The organism is Streptomyces sp. NBC_00483 (genome assembly GCF_036013745.1).
Lineage (GTDB): Bacteria > Actinomycetota > Actinomycetes > Streptomycetales > Streptomycetaceae > Streptomyces.
This window is the reverse complement of the sequence record NZ_CP107880.1, coordinates 6,683,689-6,700,429: the sequence shown is the minus strand read 5'-3', so window position 1 is coordinate 6,700,429 and position 16,741 is coordinate 6,683,689. Positions and strand designations below refer to the sequence as shown.

The 16,741-nt window shown below is 69.6% G+C and carries 14 protein-coding genes and 1 pseudogene; 8 read left to right on the top strand and 7 right to left on the bottom strand.

The annotated features are described in order from the left end of the window. Window positions 1–56: 56 nt before the first annotated feature. The 4 genes from OHA73_RS30165 to nsdA form a co-directional block, all read right to left on the bottom strand. Window positions 57–2,555, bottom strand: a complete 2,499-nt coding sequence (locus OHA73_RS30165) for a [protein-PII] uridylyltransferase (RefSeq protein ID WP_327656600.1) — start codon at window positions 2,553–2,555, stop codon at window positions 57–59. 33 nt (window positions 2,556–2,588) lie between these two features. Continuing rightward, window positions 2,589–2,927, bottom strand: coding sequence for a P-II family nitrogen regulator (locus tag OHA73_RS30160; RefSeq protein WP_266714579.1), 339 nt, complete (start codon window positions 2,925–2,927; stop codon window positions 2,589–2,591). Continuing rightward, window positions 2,924–4,282: an ammonium transporter gene (locus OHA73_RS30155; protein WP_327656599.1), complete on the bottom strand. Its 1,359-nt coding sequence runs from the start codon at window positions 4,280–4,282 to the stop codon at window positions 2,924–2,926. The genes OHA73_RS30160 and OHA73_RS30155 overlap by 4 nt, the downstream gene beginning before the upstream one ends. 328 nt (window positions 4,283–4,610) lie before the next feature. Next, window positions 4,611–6,089 carry a transcriptional repressor NsdA gene (nsdA, locus tag OHA73_RS30150; protein WP_266718909.1) on the bottom strand — a complete coding sequence of 493 codons (1,479 nt, stop codon included), beginning with the start codon at window positions 6,087–6,089 and terminating at the stop codon, window positions 4,611–4,613. Between the two features lie 474 nt (window positions 6,090–6,563). Here nsdA and OHA73_RS30145 point away from each other — a divergent pair, with 474 nt between their 5' ends. Continuing rightward, the gene (locus tag OHA73_RS30145) at window positions 6,564–7,232 is read left to right on the top strand and encodes a bifunctional DNA primase/polymerase (protein WP_266714575.1); all 669 of its coding nucleotides are present in this window, start codon (window positions 6,564–6,566) and stop codon (window positions 7,230–7,232) included. A 71-nt stretch (window positions 7,233–7,303) separates the two neighbouring features. On the opposite strand, the gene ftsY is transcribed toward OHA73_RS30145, so the two are convergent. Beyond that, window positions 7,304–8,530 (bottom strand): signal recognition particle-docking protein FtsY, encoded by a 1,227-nt coding sequence (gene ftsY / locus OHA73_RS30140; protein ID WP_267069083.1) that lies wholly within the window; start codon window positions 8,528–8,530, stop codon window positions 7,304–7,306. A gap of 278 nt (window positions 8,531–8,808) precedes the next feature. On the opposite strand from ftsY, the gene OHA73_RS30135 reads away from it, so the two are divergent. The 5 genes from OHA73_RS30135 to OHA73_RS45795 all read left to right on the top strand — a co-directional run bounded on the left by OHA73_RS30135 (window position 8,809) and on the right by OHA73_RS45795 (window position 12,489). Continuing rightward, window positions 8,809–9,924, top strand: a complete 1,116-nt coding sequence (locus OHA73_RS30135) for a tyrosine-type recombinase/integrase (RefSeq protein WP_327656598.1) — start codon at window positions 8,809–8,811, stop codon at window positions 9,922–9,924. Then, window positions 9,921–10,256, top strand: coding sequence for a helix-turn-helix domain-containing protein (locus OHA73_RS30130; protein WP_267069085.1), 336 nt, complete (start codon window positions 9,921–9,923; stop codon window positions 10,254–10,256). Before OHA73_RS30135 ends, OHA73_RS30130 begins: the two co-directional genes overlap by 4 nt. Window position 10,257: 1 nt before the next feature. After that, window positions 10,258–11,733 (top strand): hypothetical protein, encoded by a 1,476-nt coding sequence (locus OHA73_RS30125; RefSeq protein WP_267069086.1) that lies wholly within the window; start codon window positions 10,258–10,260, stop codon window positions 11,731–11,733. 127 nt (window positions 11,734–11,860) lie between these two features. Continuing rightward, window positions 11,861–12,184 carry a Tn3 family transposase gene (locus OHA73_RS30120; RefSeq protein WP_327658550.1) on the top strand — a complete coding sequence of 108 codons (324 nt, stop codon included), beginning with the start codon at window positions 11,861–11,863 and terminating at the stop codon, window positions 12,182–12,184. A gap of 8 nt (window positions 12,185–12,192) precedes the next feature. Beyond that, window positions 12,193–12,489, top strand: coding sequence for a hypothetical protein (locus OHA73_RS45795; RefSeq protein WP_353962554.1), 297 nt, complete (start codon window positions 12,193–12,195; stop codon window positions 12,487–12,489). Here OHA73_RS45795 and OHA73_RS30115 read toward each other — a convergent pair. After that, window positions 12,479–13,721, bottom strand: a pseudogene (locus tag OHA73_RS30115) (MFS transporter). The gene OHA73_RS45795 and the pseudogene OHA73_RS30115 sit on opposite strands and share 11 nt — an antisense overlap. Next, entirely contained in the window at window positions 13,718–14,335 is a 618-nt protein-coding gene (locus tag OHA73_RS30110; protein WP_267069088.1) for a winged helix-turn-helix domain-containing protein, read from the bottom strand. The pseudogene OHA73_RS30115 and the gene OHA73_RS30110 overlap by 4 nt, the downstream one beginning before the upstream one ends. Before the next feature lie 41 nt (window positions 14,336–14,376). Between OHA73_RS30110 and OHA73_RS30105 the strand changes: the two genes are divergently transcribed. Together OHA73_RS30105 and OHA73_RS30100 are read left to right on the top strand one after the other, a co-directional pair. Next, the gene (locus OHA73_RS30105; protein WP_267069089.1) at window positions 14,377–14,943 is read left to right on the top strand and encodes a recombinase family protein; all 567 of its coding nucleotides are present in this window, start codon (window positions 14,377–14,379) and stop codon (window positions 14,941–14,943) included. Window positions 14,944–15,257: 314 nt separating this feature from the next. Next, entirely contained in the window at window positions 15,258–16,703 is a 1,446-nt protein-coding gene (locus tag OHA73_RS30100; RefSeq protein ID WP_327656597.1) for a cytosine permease, read from the top strand. Window positions 16,704–16,741: the final 38 nt, after the last annotated feature.

Here is a 16,741-nt window from a genome sequence, read left to right as displayed (position 1 = left end):
CACACCCCGGCCCCGCCCCGCTCAACCGCTCAATCCCTCACCCGCGCACCGGGGAATCACCCCCGCAGCGCCTCCTCCACGCCCCGCGCCACGGACACCGCCTCCTGCGAAGGCAGCGGCCCCCCGTCGCCCCCGGCCACGTAGAACGCGTCGACCGCGTTGGCGCCCAGCGTCGACACATGCGCCGAACGCACCCGCACCCCGGACGCCTCAAGGGCCCGGCCGATGCGGTGCAGCAGACCCGGCGCGTCGTGCGCCCGCACCTCGATCACCGTCGCCCGCCGCGAGCCCTCCGAGGCCACCGTCACCCGGGCAGGCGGCGCCACCACCCCGCGCCTGCGCGGATACGCGGCGTCCCGCTCGGCGAGCCGCGCCGCGATGTCGAGCGAACCGTCGAGGGCCCGTACGAGATCGGCGCGCAGCCGCGCGGCCTGCGGCAGCGAGCCGTACTCGGCGGCGACCCGCCAGTCCAGCAGCAGGGCGATTCCCTCCCGTCGCCCACCACCGCCCTTCGGAGGAAGTCGCTCCGCTCCCTGACTGAATTCCTCCGGCAGCGTCAACGCCCGCAGCTCCGCCGTCCGCACGGTCAGCCGGTGCATCGCGAGCACCCCGGCGACGGCCGGAAGGACCCCGTCCTGCTCCGGCACCGCGATCACCAACTCGACGCCCAGCGGCTCCGGTTCCTCGGCCCCGTCGCCCTCGGTCGGCACCGCGTCCGTCTGTGCCCGCAGCGCGAGCACGGGCCCGCCGGTGCGCAGCGCCTCCACCGCGAGCCGCTCCTGCTCGGCCGTCGGCTCTGCGGCGTCCGGGTCGACCGGCTCGTCCCCCGCGAGCACCGCCGAGACCCGCTTGACCAGGTCGGTGACGAGTGAGCCCCGCCAGGACGACCAGGCGGCGGGACCGGTGGCCAGCGCGTCCGCCTCGGTCAGCGCGTGCAGAAGTTCGAGCGTTCCGGTCGAACCGACCGCGTCCGCGACGGACCGTACGGTCGCCGGGTCCTCCAGGTCGCGCCGTGTGGCGGTCTCGATGAGCAGCAGGTGGTGCCGTACGAGGGAGGCGAGCACGGCGACATCGGCCCGGTCGAAGCCGATCCGCGCGGCGACGTCCCGCGCGATGATCTCGCCCGCGACCGAGTGGTCCCCCGGCCAGCCCTTGCCGATGTCGTGCAGCAGCGCCGCCACGAGCAGCAGGTCGGGCCGGTGCACGCGCCGCGTCAACTCGGACGCCCGCACCGCCGTCTCGACGAGGTGCCGGTCGACCGTCCACGTGTGCACGGCGTTTCGCTGCGGCCGGCACCGCACCCGCTCCCAGTCCGGGATCAGCCGGGTGATCAGCCCCTCCGCCTCCAGGGCCTCCCACACCTCGATGGTCGGACGCCCCGCGCCGAGCAGCGTGACCAACTGTTCGCGGGCCTCGGCGGGCCAGGGCGCGGGCAGCGGGCGGGCGGCGGCCGCCATCCGGCGCACCGCGTGCAGGGAGAGCGGCAGGCCCGCCTGGGCGGCAGCGGCGGCGGCGCGGAGCGGCAGGACCGGGTCGCGCTCGGGCTTGGCGGCGCGGGCGAGCACCACCTCCCCCTCCATCTCGACGACGCCCTCGGCGAGCGGCGACCGCTCGACCGGCGCGGCCTTCCCGCCGCCGAGCAGGGACCGCAGACGCGGCTTGGCGGACCGGGACTTGAGCACCCGGCCCACCTCACGCCAGGTGACGTCGCTGGCGTACGACACCGTGCGCGCGGCCTCGTACACCTGACGCAGCAACGTATCGGCATCCAACAGGCCCAGTTCCGCGGCGACTTGGTCCTGCTCCTGGAGCGCGAGCCGGTCGGTGGCCCGCCCGGTGGCCAGATGCAGGGCGTCCCGTACGTCGAGGAGCCGGCGCCGCGCGTCGGCGAGGCCCTCGCGGGGCGCGTCCGCGAGCCATGAGGCGGCGACGGCGCGCAGCGCGGTGGCGTCCCGCAGTCCGCCCCGCGCCTCCTTCAGGTCGGGTTCGAGGAGGAACTGCAACTCGCCCTGGCGCTCGGCCCGTTCCTCGCACAGCTCGCGCAGTTCGGGCAGCCGGCGCAGCGCCTGGTTGCGCCAGTCCGCGAGCACGGCGGTGCGCAGCCCCGCCGTGAGCCCGAGGTCACCCGCGAGGTGCCGGGCGTCCAGCAGGCCGAGCTGCACCTTCAGGTCGTCGCCCGCGGTCTTGCGCGCCTCCGCCGGCGTACGGACGGAGTGGTCGAGGGCGAGGCCCAGGTCCCACACCGGGTACCAGATGCGGTCGGCGAGCGCCGCGACCTCCCCGTGGTCCGCCGAGCCGTCGTGCAGCAGGAGCAGGTCGAGGTCGCTGCGCGGGGACAGCTCACCGCGGCCGTAGCCGCCGACCGCCACGAGCGAGACCCCTGCCGCCCCACTGCCGAAGAGCCCGGCGAGCCAGTCGTCGGTCAACTCCGCGAGGGCGGCACGGCGCGGCGGCCCGGACCGCGCCTCCCCCTGGAGGAGGCGCAGCCGGGCCGCCGCATAGCCGCTGGGTCCGGAATCCTCTGATTCGGCGCGTACGTCGTTCACACTCGTCACCCAGCGACTCCCGTTCCGTCCATGAATGGTCCGTTACAGCGCGTCCGGCCCACGCTCACCGGTGCGCACCCGCACGGCCGTCTCGACGGGGACCGCCCAGACCTTGCCGTCGCCGATCTTGCCCGTCCGCGCGGCCTTCACCACGACATCGAGCAACTGCTCGGCGTCGTCGTCCTCGACCAGGACCTCTATACGGATCTTGGGTACCAGGTCGACGGTGTACTCGGCGCCGCGGTAGACCTCGGTGTGCCCGCGCTGACGGCCGTATCCGCTGGCCTCTGTCACGGTAAGACCCTGGACGCCGAAGGCCTGGAGGGCTTCCTTGATCTCGTCGAGCCGGTGCGGCTTGACGACCGCGGTGATCAGCTTCATGCGTCGACCTTCTTCGTGTTCTTCGGGTCCTTCGGGGTGGCGGCGCCCGGGGCGGGAACCGCCTGGCGGGCCACGGTGCCGCCGCCCGCGCCGCTGTAGTCGTACGCCGTCTCGGCGTGCTCGGCCTGGTCGATGCCGGAGACCTCGTCGTCCTCGTCGACCCGCATACCGATGGTCTTGTCGAGGGCGAAGGCGAGGACCGCGGAGACGATCAGCGAGTAGGCGAGGACGCCGCCGACGCCCGCGCACTGCTTCCAGAACTGGTCGAGGCCGCCGCCGTAGAACAGGCCCGCCACGTCGGACTGGCCGCCGCCCGTGGCGAAGAAGCCGACGAGCAGGGAGCCGACGACGCCGCCGACCAGGTGGACGCCGACGACGTCGAGCGAGTCGTCGTAGCCGAACTTGTACTTGAGGCCCACGGCCATGGCGCAGAGCACGCCCGCGATGGCGCCGATGGCGATCGCGCCGAGCGGCGAGCAGGAACCACCGGAAGGAGTGATCGCGACCAGACCGGCGACGGCACCGGAGGCGGCGCCGAGCGAGGTGAACGCGCCGTGCCGGATCTTCTCGTAGACCAGCCAGGCCAGCATGGCGGCGGCGGTCGCGACCTGTGTGTTGATGAACATCAGCGCGCCGACGCCGTCGTCGTTGCCGAGCCACGAGCCGGCGTTGAAGCCGAACCAGCCGAACCACAGCAGACCGGCGCCGAGCATCGTCCACGGCAGCGAGTGCGGCCGCATCGGGTCCTTCTTGAATCCGATGCGCTTGCCGATGACGAGGATCACGCCGAGCGCCGCGGCACCGGCGTTGATGTGCACGGCCGTACCACCGGCGAAGTCGATCACGCCGAGCTCGAAGGCCCAGCCGCCGGTCCCCCACACCCAGTGCGCGACCGGGAAGTACACGATCGTGACCCACAGCGCGATGAACAGCGCCCAGGCGCTGAACTTCACGCGGTCCGCGAGCGCACCGCTGATCAGCGCGGGCGTCAGCACCGCGAACATCAGCTGGAAGACCGCGAATACGTAGATCGGGATCGTGTAGCCGTCCCAGAGCTCGGTGATGCCGATCCCGCTGAGCCCGACGAAGTCGCCGTCCCAGCCGACGAGCGAGCCCTTGTCGGTGCCGAACGCGACGGAGAAGCCGTAAAGGACCCACAGGATCGTGACGATCCCGAGGCTGATGAAGCTCATCATCAGCATGTTCAGGGTGCTCTTGACGCGGACCATGCCTCCGTAGAAGAAGGCCAGGCCCGGGGTCATCAGCATCACCAGGGCGGAACAGATCAGCATGAAGCCTGTGTTGGCGGGCGACAGCGTGGGTGCGTCTGCCGCCAGCGTGATGGCTGGTGCCATCGGCGTCTCCTCGTCGTTGGTACGGCCCCGTGCGGGCGAAGCCTGAGCGGTCATGAGGGGTGGGCCGGTTATGCGCCATGAGATTGGCGCAGCGCCGTTTCCGTTCGGGCCCCTCGGTGTTTCGCCGCAGTGACGAAGAGGTCGCGGGTGTTACGGGTGGATGAAATGCCGGATTGTGTCCGGGCCGCTCGTTACCGTGACGCGACCGGACCGGGAAAAAGAGACCGGCCACGGTCTCCGTCCGCGATGACCTGGCGTAGGGGAGCCGAGTCGGGCTGTTTCGGGACGGATGGCCGTGGCCGGCGTTTGTGGGGGTGCTCCCCCGCCGTCAGACCGCCGCTTCGGCGGTCTCCGGCAGATGGAACGCGAGCTGTTCGGTGAGATCGATGACCTCGGCGACATCGCCGAAGTCCCGTACCGCGGTGGCGACGGTCTTACGGATCCGGGTGTTGACCCGCTCGGAGCGCACCTTCCTGGCGATCTCCAGGGCCTGCCCCGCGAGCACCGTGGACTGCTCGGGCTCCTTCTGCAGGAGGTGCACGGTGGCCATCCCGATCAGGTTCAGCGCGTACGAACGCTGGTGCTCGGAGTCCTTCCCGAACAGCTCGACGGCGCGCTTCATCACGGGCCCGGCCATCGACGCGTACGTGGGGCTGCGACCCGCCACGTAGGCGAGATCCCGGTACGAGTGGCTGTTCTCGCCGTGCAGTTCGGCCTCGGAGAAGAAGCGGATCCAGTCGGGATCCGGGTCGTCCCAGTCGTCGGCGTCCGTGAAGGTGTCCTCGGCCATCCGCACGGCGCGCTTGCACTTGCCGGGCTGCCCCATGTTCGCGTACGCGCGGGCCTCCATCGCATACAGCATGGACTGGGTGCGAGGGCTGGCGCAGTCGCGACTGCCGTACTGGGCGAGGTGGATGAGTTCCAGGGCGTCGTCGGGGCGGCCGAGGTGGATCATCTGACGGCTCATGCTGCTGAGCACGTACGAGCCGAGCGGCTTGTCGCCCGCTTCCTTGGAGGCGTGCAGGGCGAGCACGAAGTACTTCTGGGCGGTGGGCTGAAGGCCCACGTCGTAGCTCATCCAGCCCGCCAGCTCTGCGAGTTCGGCGGCGACCTTGAACAGGCGGCGCGTCGTCTCCTCGGGCTGCGGCTCCTGCAGCAGGTCGGTCACCTCATGGAGCTGGCCGACGACGGCCTTGCGGCGCAGACCGCCGCCGCACTGGGCGTCCCACTGGCGGAACATCACCGTGGTCGACTCCAGGAGGTCGAGCTCCGGCTTCGAGAGCCGGTTCCCTCGACGCTGTGCGACCGACTCCGGCTCCGGCCTGGCCGAAGCGCCGGGGGTCGGCACCAGCCAGCGCTGCATCGGCTCGATCAGCGAGGGGCCCGCGGCGAGCGCGAGCGAGCTGCCAAGGAAGCCGCGGCGCGCGAGCATCAGGTCGCTGCGCGAGAACTCGCCGATGAGCGCCACGGTCTGGGGAGCGGTCCAGGGCAGGTCGACGCCGGACACCGAGGGCGCCTGGTGCGCGGCGCGCAGGCCGAGGTCCTCGACGGCGACGACACAGCCGAAGCGCTCGGAGAACAGCTCGCTGAGGATCCTCGGGATCGGCTCGCGCGGGTTCTCCCCGTCGAGCCATCGGCGCACCCGCGAGGTGTCCGTGGAGATGTGGTTCGCACCCAACTGCCGGGCCCGTCGGTTCACTTGGCGCGCCAGCTCGCCCTTGGACCAGCCACTGCGCACGAACCACGAACCGAGCAGCTCGTTCGGGCGCTTCTCGGCGTTCGTGACGCCACCGCCGCTGCCGCCCACTGGAACGCCCCCATCCCTGAAAGCCATCTAAGCCGCTGTGTGCGAAGTCCCGTCGACCACTGGGCTTCACACCCTTGCCCGCAAGCCCTACCAGGATGCCGTCAAACCAGGCTCCCCGTCCGGCAGTTGTCACTCCTCGAACAGGAAACCGACTTGCCTCCGGCATACCCACGGGTGCACTCACCCTCAGGGCTCGTGCACTGAAAGTAATCCTACGATCACCCCTCCGGCGAGGGCGAACACGGAAACGCCACCATTCGCCACCCCTTCGAATGAACCCAGCAGTGGCCCCACGCGATTCACTTGACATAGGACAGCTGGAAGTGGGCGAACCAGGGTGGACGGGGGCGCGCAACACCGGGCGCACCACCCCGAATGCGAATCAGCTCCGGTCCCACCGGGGCGGCGTGCGCATTGGGTAACGATCCGATTCCGCCACGTAACCACTGGCGCACGGGATGGGTTGGAGGGGGCATGGGCTTCACGATCGGCGGCATGCGTGAGATGCGCACCGGCTCACGGCGCCGCGGCCGCACGTCCGGCCGCGCTTCGGACTGCACCACGGTGGCGGAGTTCACCGGCCTCTGGGGCTGGGACGTGGCGCCCGGCGCCCGCGCCGCCGGCTCCGAGTGCTCCTGCGGAAAGGCCGGCTGCCCGGCCCCCGGCGCCCATCCCCTCGACCCGGCCGCGGTGGTGCCGGCGGGGGCCACGCTCGACGAAGTGGCCGAGTTCTGGGGCCGGTTCCCCGGCGCCGCGGTACTGCTGCCGGTCGGCCGGGCGTTCGACGTGATCGATGTGCCGGAGGCCGCGGGGCGCCGCGCACTGATCCGCCTGGAGCGCATGGGCCTCCCGCTCGGCCCGGTCATCGCCACCCCACAGCGCCGCGCCCACTTCTTCGTGGCACCGGGCGCCGCTGCCGAACTCCCCACGCTGCTCTACCGGATGGGCTGGGACGACGCCGACCTCGACCTGCACGCGCTGGGCGCGGGGTCCTACGTCACGGCGCCGCCCTCGGACCGCGGCGGCCTCGGCCCGACGACGTGGCTGCGCCCGCCGTCCCTGGACACGGCGACCCAACCGCCGCAGGCACGGCTGCTCCTGGGCACGCTGGCGTACGTGGCACACCGCTCGCCCTGCGTATGAACGAAAGCGGGGAACCACGTGACCGGTGAAGCCGGTCCGCAGTTCCCCGCCAAGTGCGAAGAGAAGCTCCGCTAGTCGCCAATAAGCGCATCCACAAACGCCTCCGGCTCGAACGGCGCCAGGTCGTCGGGACCCTCGCCGAGACCCACGAGCTTGACCGGCACACCCAGCTCCCGCTGCACGGCCACGACGATGCCGCCCTTGGCCGTACCGTCCAGCTTGGTCAGCACGATGCCCGTGATGTCGACGACCTCGGCGAACACGCGGGCCTGGACAAGACCGTTCTGCCCCGTCGTCGCGTCGAGCACGAGCAGCACCTCGTCGAGCGGCGCGTGCTTCTCCACGACCCGCTTGACCTTGCCGAGCTCGTCCATGAGCCCCGTCTTGGTGTGCAGGCGCCCCGCGGTGTCGATGAGGACGACGTCGGCGCCCTCCTCGATGCCCTCCTTGACGGAGTCGAAGGCGATGGACGCCGGGTCGCCGCCCTCGGGGCCTCGCACGGTGCGCGCACCGACCCGCTCGCCCCACGTCTGCAGCTGGTCGGCTGCGGCCGCACGGAAGGTGTCCGCGGCGCCGAGCACCACGTTCTTGCCGTCGGCGACGAGCACGCGCGCGAGCTTGCCGGTGGTGGTGGTCTTGCCGGTGCCGTTGACGCCGACGACCATCACGATGCCGGGCGTCGTGCCCTCGGTGGCGAAGCCCTCGGTCTTCACGGTGCGGTCGAACTCGGGAACGAGCAGCTTGAGGAGCTCCTCACGCAGCAGCGTGCGCAGCTCGTCCGGCGTGCGGGTACCGAGCACCTTGACGCGCTCGCGCAGGTTCTCGACCAGTTCCTGGGTGGGCTGCACGCCGACATCGGCGGTGAGCAGCGTGTCCTCGATCTCCTCCCACGTGTCCTCGTCGAGGTGCTCGCGGGACAGGAGGGTGAGCAGGCCCTGGCCGAGCGCGTTCTGCGACCGGGAAAGGCGGGCGCGCAGCCGCACGAGGCGGCCCGCGGTCGGCTCCGGTACCTCGACCTCGGGAGCGGCGGGCTCCTCGACGGCCGGGGCCTCGGGTTCCTCCGGAGCGGCCGGCTCGGCGGTGGGGAGATCGACCTCTTCGATCGTGCGCCGCGCTTCGTCGCGCGGCGTCTCGGCCTCTTCGCCGACGTGCGGCTCGGCGGGCGGGGCGGTGGTGATGTCGGGCGCCGACGGCGGGGACGGGGGCAGCTGCTTCTTCTTGCGGCTGCCGATCACGAGCCCGCCGAGCGCGCCGATCACGACCACGGCGATGACTACAGCAAGGATGACGGTTTCCATAACCCGTCCAGTATCAGTCATGAAAGGTGGCCAATCGCAGAAGCTGCGAACCCATGACGGTGCGCGTATGAGTCGTCACCTTGCTCCCGAGCGTTTCAGGCGGAACGGGCCTTGATCTGCGCTTTTGGTGCCGCTGAAAGCGTTGTGGCAGGTCAACGCCGACCTTTGTCAGCGTTCCGATCGCCCCTCCACACGAAGTGATGGTCCGACGTGACCCGGCCCCTACCAGCATCGTTCGCAGAACATGCGAATTCTTCGCGATCTATGCGAGGCGAATCATGGGGCCGAGTGATGGGTCAGCCCGGCTGCATCTAACCGCCGGGGTGCCGCTGCTGCATCCAGAAGACCAGGTCTTCCAGGCGATGCTCGACGGGTGGCGAAATCAGCAGTTGGCCCGCAACCTCAGCTTCGGCACGGTCGAACAACGGGAAGCGCTGATCCGGCGCTTCCGCGTCTTCACGGGCACAGACCCCTGGTTGTGGACAGCGACACACCTCGACGAGTTCGTCACTGAAGCACGAGGGGTGCGGCGGAACAGCCGCTCGACCGTGCTCGGCTACGAGACCGGCATCAGGCTCTTCATGGGCTACCTCACCGATCCCGCCTATGGGTGGTCGACCGAGTGCGAAACACGGTTCGGCACGCACCCGGTACAGATCTGCCACGAGTGGAACACCGCCCGGCACACTCAGGAAGCCCAGGCCGGGCCCGGAAAGCGGGCCCTCACACACGACGAACTACAGGCGTTGTTTGACCACGCCGACGAGCGAGCCGTGGCCGCGCAGTCCTCCGGCCGGAAAGGGTGGCTCACCGCCTTCCGTGATGCGACCTTGCTGAAGGTCGCATACGGCTGGGGTCTACGCCGCAACGAGGTGCGGCGTCTCGAACTGTGCGACCTGGGCAGCAACCCCAAGGCCCCGGAGTTCGACCACTACGGCATCGTCCACGTCCGCTTCGGCAAGGCCATGCGGGGCTCACCGCCCAAGCGGCGGGCAGTGCTGACGGTCCCGCTGTTCGACTGGGCCACAGACGCGCTTGGCCAGTGGGTCGAGGAGGTCCGTCCGTTGCTCGCGGATGCCGACTGCCCCGCCCTATGGCCCTCCGAGCGCGGACCGCTTCTGAGTCTGTCCTCCGTGACGTCGCTGTTCACCCGATGCCGTCATGAACTCGGCCTGGCGGAAGGGCTGGATTTTCACTCTCTGCGCCGGTCGTACGTCTCGCACCTCATCGAGGCCGGCTACGACTCCTTGTTCGTACAGCAGCAGGTCGGTCACGAGCACGCGTCCACCACCACGATCTACACGCATGTGTCTCCCGACTACCGGGCCCGCACCGTGCGGGCCGCGCTCGACCGCATCGGGCAGCGCGTCGTCGGCGGCGAGGGGGCCACATGAACCGCACGGTGACGTACTCCTGGCGCCTCCGGGAAATCATGGCCGCACGCGGCCTGAACAACATCTCGGACCTGATTCCGCTTCTCAAGGACCGGGGCATCGAGCTCTCGGCGTCACAGATCTACCGGCTGGTCGGCCAGCGCCCGGAGCGTCTGTCGCTGTCCCTGCTCGGCGCCCTCTGCGACGCGCTGGAGTGCAGCGTCGAAGACCTGTGTCAGTTCGACGTGCAGACCGTTCAGCAGCCGCGCCGGGCGGCCTCCGGCGGTCCCACCGTCGTCGATCTGAACAGCACCATCCGCCCGCGACGGGCACGAGTACGGCGGACTGACTGACATGCCCCGTTGCAAGAAGCCCTGCGCACGTTGCGGCGTCGTCAACGGCCGCTATGGCGTCGCCAAATGGCCGGAGGGTTTCGTCTGCGGACGCTGCTACTACCGCGCCATGCAGTGCCGTGGCGCATGCCCCGGCTGCGGCGACGAACGGCTCCTTCCTGGCCTCGATGCCGAACGCGTCCCTATCTGCCGCGACTGCGCAGGAATCCCCCGCGACTTCCACTGCACACGCTGCGGTGATGAAGCCGACCGCGGCCGTCGCGGCCTCTGCCACCGATGTTGTCTCCGCGACGACCTGGCGGTCGTCCTCGATGACGGCACAGGGCAAGTCGCCCCGCTGCTGCGACCACTTGCCGACGCCTTGATAGAGCAGGAACGTGCGGTCAGCGCCCGCCTTTGGACGAGATTGCCGCACGTCAAGAAGCTCTTGCGCGGCTTGGCAGACGGCAGTCTGACTCTCGATCACGTCACGTTCGACAACTTCACCCCGCGGCAGGCAGCGGAGCACACTCGCGAACTCCTCGTCATGGTCGGCGTCCTGCCCGAACGCAACCGAGCCGAAGTGGAGTTCTTGCGGTGGCTGGAGCGGAAGTTGCCGCGCATCGCCGACTCCGAGGACCGGCAGCTCGTTCGCCGCTTTGCCACCTGGCACCACCTGCGGCGGTTACGCAATCTCGATGCCCAAGGCGTCCTCGCGCCCACCGCAGTCGGTCGTGCCCGTGCCGACGTTCGGGGCGGCGCCGACTTCCTGACCTGGCTACGAGAACGTGGCGCCACCCCGATGACCTGCACACAAGGCCACGTGGACGAGTGGCTCGCCACCGGCACAGGCACACGCCGCACAGCGGCAACCTTCGTCCACTGGGCCGTTCGCACCTGTGTCATGGCCCCCGTCGACTTCCCGTGGATCCGCTCCGCCAAGCTCCACGCCCTCGGCCAGGACGACCGCCTACGACTTCTCCGCCGCATCGCCGAGGACAGCACCATCCGCCTCGACAACCGCATCCTGGGGCTCCTCGTCTTGCTCTACGCCCAGCCAGTGACACGCATCTCCCAGATGACCGTCGACGAACTCCAAATCACGAATGATGACGTCACTATCCGCCTCTCAGGCGGACAAGGCGTCCCAGTCCCCCACCCTTTTGACCAGCTGTTTCGCGACTATCTGCCTCGCCGCCGGCACACCACGACCGCTCGCAACGCCCGCACCCGGTGGCTCTTTCCCGGCGCCGCCCCCGGGCGACCGATGGCGCCTGCCACTCTCCACAAAGCCCTGTGGGACAGCGACATCCCGATCCTCCGCGGGCGCAACTCGGCTCTACGCGAACTCGTCCTGGAGATGCCGCCCGCGCTTGTCGCAAAGGCCCTTGGATACAGCCCTCTCGCCGCCGAGCTGCACGCGGCAGAAGCAGGACGCCCGTGGGCTGGCTACGCCTCAGTTCGCCGTTACCACGGCAAGCAACTCTCGATCTTCTGACGAACGCCTCTATGCGCCGCAGGAACTCGGAATGCCGGTAAGAACCCTGTCACCAGCCGCAACGGCGGTGATCGTGGGGGCGTCACCCGTATGGGTGGGTCCGGGGCCGTACGGCTGCGGTGGGTGAATCAAATACGCGACCGCGATCCGCACCCGGACCGCCTCTGCCGAGGCGATCCTGCGGCGCTTCACCCGCAATGCCTCCCACCCCACCTACGCGGCGATGCTGGAGGTCGGCCGCGCCCAGAAGACCATCTTCGTGGCCCGATATCTGCGGCTGCGCAATCTCCAGCGGGAGATCGAGGAGGGCCTGAACGTCATGGAGTCCTCCAACGGCGCCAACTCCGTGATCGCCTACGGCAAAGCGGTGAGATCGCCTCCACCCGGCGCGACGAGCAGGAGATGTATGTCCTGTGCCTGCGGATCCCCTAATCCGCCCTGGTCTACGTGAACACCCTCATGCTCCGGGACATCCTCGGCGAACCAGAGTGGGCCGGCCTCCTCACGCCCGCCGACCGGCGCGGCCTGACCCCGCTGTTCTGGTCCCACGTCCGCCCGTACGGGGAGGTCCACCTCGACATGGATGCCCGGCTCAACCTCACTGCGGTCACGGCCCCCGGCCCTCGAACACCAGCGGACGCCGACGACAGCGCAGCGTCTCGAAGGCGACCGCACCGTACCGTCGAAGGAAACGGTCGAAAGAGAGCGCATCGTGCTCACTGCCTGCAGAGGAGCTTTGGCATGGTCAGGTCTTAGCGACTGTGCCTTGGAGTCGGGCATGCCGCAGGGCCGGGACCGTGACGGCCAGCGCGGCTGCCACCAAACTGATCACGCCGCACCCGGTGAAGAAGATGGCGGCTCCCCATATTTGGGCCGTGACGCCTGCGATGGGGAAGAGGGCAGGTGCCAGGCCCAGTGTGCACAGTGTCGTCAGTGAGGTGACCCGCCCGAGGTACTGGGGGTCGGCCTCTGCCTGGACCAGGGCACTGGTGAGCGTCACGGTAGTACCACTGGCCAGGCCGATCAGGACAGCGAGCGCGGTGGCGGTCAGCAGGGACGGTGCGTGCCCCAGGACGGTCGTAGCCACGGCGGTGGCCAGCAGCGCGGCAATGACGCATGGCCCAGCGCGAGGAATCCGCGGAAGAACGGTGATCCATAAGGCTGCGGCTGCCGCCCCGACACTGAAGGCGCTCGCCATCCAGCCCGTCCCCGCGGCGCCCCAGCCTCGTTCGTCCGCCAGCAGTACCAGGCCCAGGGCGACCGGCCCGCTGAAGCACATCTCGCTCAGCCCGATCACCCCCGCGAGCGGGGCGAGCATCCGGTGCCGACGGACGTAGCGCAGACCGTCGCCCAGCTCCCGCCAGGGTGCGGGACGGGCGAGGGCTTCCGGGGCAGGGGCGACGCGCACGGTAAGGAGGAGTGCGAGTGATACGGCGAAGAGGACTCCCGCGGCCGTGAAGGCGCCGGCCGCCCCGCCGACAGCCAGCACGATGCCCCCCCACAGCAGGGCCGAGGGAGTTACTCAACCGGATCGCGAGTCCCCGCATGCCCTGGACTCGGGCAAGTTGTTCCCGCGTCGTGATCCGGGGCGGGAAGGCGCCCACGGCAGGCATGAACACCGCATCCACCGCACCGAAGAGCAAAGCGAGCGGCACCAGCAGCCATATCCCCGGCTCGGCCAGCAACAGCACGGCAGCCGCGGCCAGGATGACCAGGCAGCGGGTGGCGTCACTGGCCGCGGCGACCCGCCGTGGGCCGAACCGGTCGGCCACCACGCCCCCGACGAGCATGAACACCGCACGGGGGAGGGCTCCGGCCGCAACCACCACACCCGCCTGCGACGGGCCGGCCGTGCGGGTGGCGGACCAGGACAGCGCCAGGAAGTAGACCACATCGCCGGTGACCGACGCGGTGTACGCAGCGAGCCAGCGCAGCACGTTGCCGTCCCGGTATGCCGGCCGCACGGCGGCTATACCCGAGCCCGTCATGAGCCGACGGACCGCGGCGCGATGGTGCCGGGCACCGGGAACATCTGCACCTGGACCGCCACCGATGCGAGTCCCTCCGAGTCCTCGCCCCGTGCCTGCCGGTACCGGGAGATCACTGCGAAGATCTCGTCGCGCATCCGGGCGACCTCCTTCGGGCTCAGCCGCAGGACGAAGTCGCCGAAGGTGCTGACGTCGAACCACTCATCAGGCAGCAGCGGCGCCTCCTGCGCAGCCGTATGCAAGCGCTCCACGCAGGCGAGGGCCACGGCATGGGCGTATGCCCGTCCGGCCTCCCGCTGCTCGGGAGTCCCGGACGCCGGATCGTGGATCGACTGGCGATGGGCCGCCTTCCACCACCGTTCGCGTCCGGTGCCGCGGCCTGGCTCTTCCACGATGAGCCCGCCCGCTGCCAGGCGGCGCAGGTGATAGCTAGCGGCCCCGGGATTGATGCCTAGCTCTCCGGCGACCCTGGTCGCGGTCGACGCTCCGCACTGGCGCAACAGTGCGAGCACATTGATCCGCATGGGGTGGGCCAGCACCCGCAAAGCGGCGGTGTCCAGTTCGATGTCCGGCCCCGAAGCCCAGTTGGGTGAGGCGGCAGGGGAAACAGCCATGAGTCGAGCGTAGACCTACAACAACTCTTTCAAAAGAGTTGTTGTTAATCTCGACCGGCCTGCTCATCCGGATCTTCGCCGACAAGAAGTCCGGCAATAACACCGACCGCGAGGCACCGCGGAAGGCCCTCGACTACCTGCGCGAGGGCGACACCCTCGTCGTCCCGTCGCTGGACCGGCTCGGCCGCTCGATGCAGGACCTCATCACGATCGCGTCCGGTCTCCGCAAGCGCGGGATCGACTTCACCTCGCTACACGAGGTGCTCGACATCACCACACCCGGCGGACGCCCGGCCTTCCACGTGTTCACGGCCCTCGCGGAGTTCATCCGCGAACTCATCGTGCAGGGCACCAACGAAGGTCCGGATGCCGCTCGCGGCCGCGGCGCCCGACTCGGCCGCCCGCCAGCGATGACGGAGGAGCAGGTACGTCACGCCCACGACCTGCTCGCCCGCCCGGCGAACACCGTCACCTCGATCGCGAAGCTCCTCGGTGCCTCCAGGAACACGATCTACAACTACGTGCCCGAGTTGAGGGGCGGTCGCCTCACGCTCGCCGAGGCGACGAGCACACCGGAACTGCCCCAACCCACAAGGTCGGAGGACTGATCACCGCCGTTGGCGGCAGGTAACAACGTTCTTACCGGCACCCCAACTCGTGACACCTCAATATCCGATGTCGTCAGTCGACCCCGCCCAAGCCTTGTTCGTGCCTTCCTCCAAAGGACAAAGGCCTCTGACGGGGTCGACTCGGACTAAAGTACGATGGCAGTCGTCGCATCAACGCGCGTAGAGTCCAACGCGATCCGGACACCACGCCCAGATCTCGACACCACTCCACAAGGGCCCTGCGGGCCCGTCACCCCCCACCGGCTCTCCGTCCCCCACGGCCGAGCCGAGCGAGAGGCACGGAACCCCACCGCATGAGCAAGACCGCCGAAGCCGAAGGCGCGCTGGAGACACGCGGCATCGAGCCCGTCCCCGACGCCGAGCGCACCGCCAAGACCCGCGAGCTCTTCCCCACCTGGGTCGCCGCCAATATCAGCGTGCTGTTGCTCACGATGGGCGCGAGCCTCGTCGTGACGTACAAGCTGAACTTCTGGCAGGCCATCGTCGTCGCGATCGCGGCGCCCATCGTGTCGTACGGCCTCGTGGGTCTGATCGGCATCGCGGGCAAGCGCGGTGGCGCGCCCGGTATGGCGCTCTCCCGCGCGGTGTTCGGGCAGCGCGGCAATCTGCTGCCCGGCTCGCTGATCTGGGTCGCGCGCTGGGGCTGGGAGACGATCAACGCGGTGACCGGCGCGTATGCCGTGCTCACCGTCCTGGACATCCTCTTCGGCATCCAGAAGAACAACTTCCTGGTGATCCTCACCCTGTTCGTGTTCGTGTGCGCCACGTTCGCGATCTCGGGCCTCGGTATCAACGTCGTGCAGGTGTGCAACAAGTACGCGACGTATCTCTTCGGGATCTTCTCGGTCCTGGTGCTTGTCTACCTGGTCATCAACACCGACTGGTCCGAGGTCTTCGGGCAGCCCGCCGGGCAGACGTCCCTGATGGTCGCGGGCATCGGCATGATCGCCGCCGGTGGCGTCAGCTGGATCCCGTCCTCCCCCGACTTCACCCGCTATCTGCCGCGCACGGCCTCCACCAAGGGGATCATCGGGAACTCGATCGGCGGCGCCGGCATCGTCGTGCTGCCGATGGTCCTGATGGGCGCCGTGATGGCGGTCTCGACCCCGGACCTGGCCTCCGCCCAGGACCCGGTCTCCTTCCTCGGCGAGATCCTGCCGCTGTGGATCGCGGTGCCGTACCTGCTGATCGCCCTGGTCGGCATGCTGCTGATCAACGCCATGTCGATGTACTCGGCCGGCTTCACCGCGCAGACCCTCGGCTTCAAGGTGCCGCGCCACTGGGCCGTCTCCATCAACGCGGTGATCTCGCTGGTCTTCGGCGCCATCCTGATGCTGGTGGCGACGAGCTTCATGAGCTCGTTCATCTCCTTCCTCTCGCTGCTCGCCGTGGCCTTCTCCGCCTGGGTCGGCGTCTTCGGCGCGGACATGTTCAAGCGCAAGCACTACGACGCCGCCGCCCTGATCGACACCACCCGCACCAGCGCCTACTGGTACAAGGGCGGCTTCTCCCCCGCCGCGTGCGTCGCCTGGGCGGTCGGCCTGGTCGTCGGCCTGCTGTTCACGTCGTCGACCTGGTTCTCGGGCCCGCTCGCCTCGAACAACTTCCTCGGTGAGTACGGCCTCGGCTGGGTCGTCACGATCGTCGTCTCCGGCCTGCTGTACCTGGCGCTGCCCAAGCCGGCCGACACCTCGACGGCCCCGGACGAGTCCGACGCCGTCGAGGCCATGGCCTCCTGACGCTCCGTCAGCTAACGTCCCCCTCCACGAATCCGGCT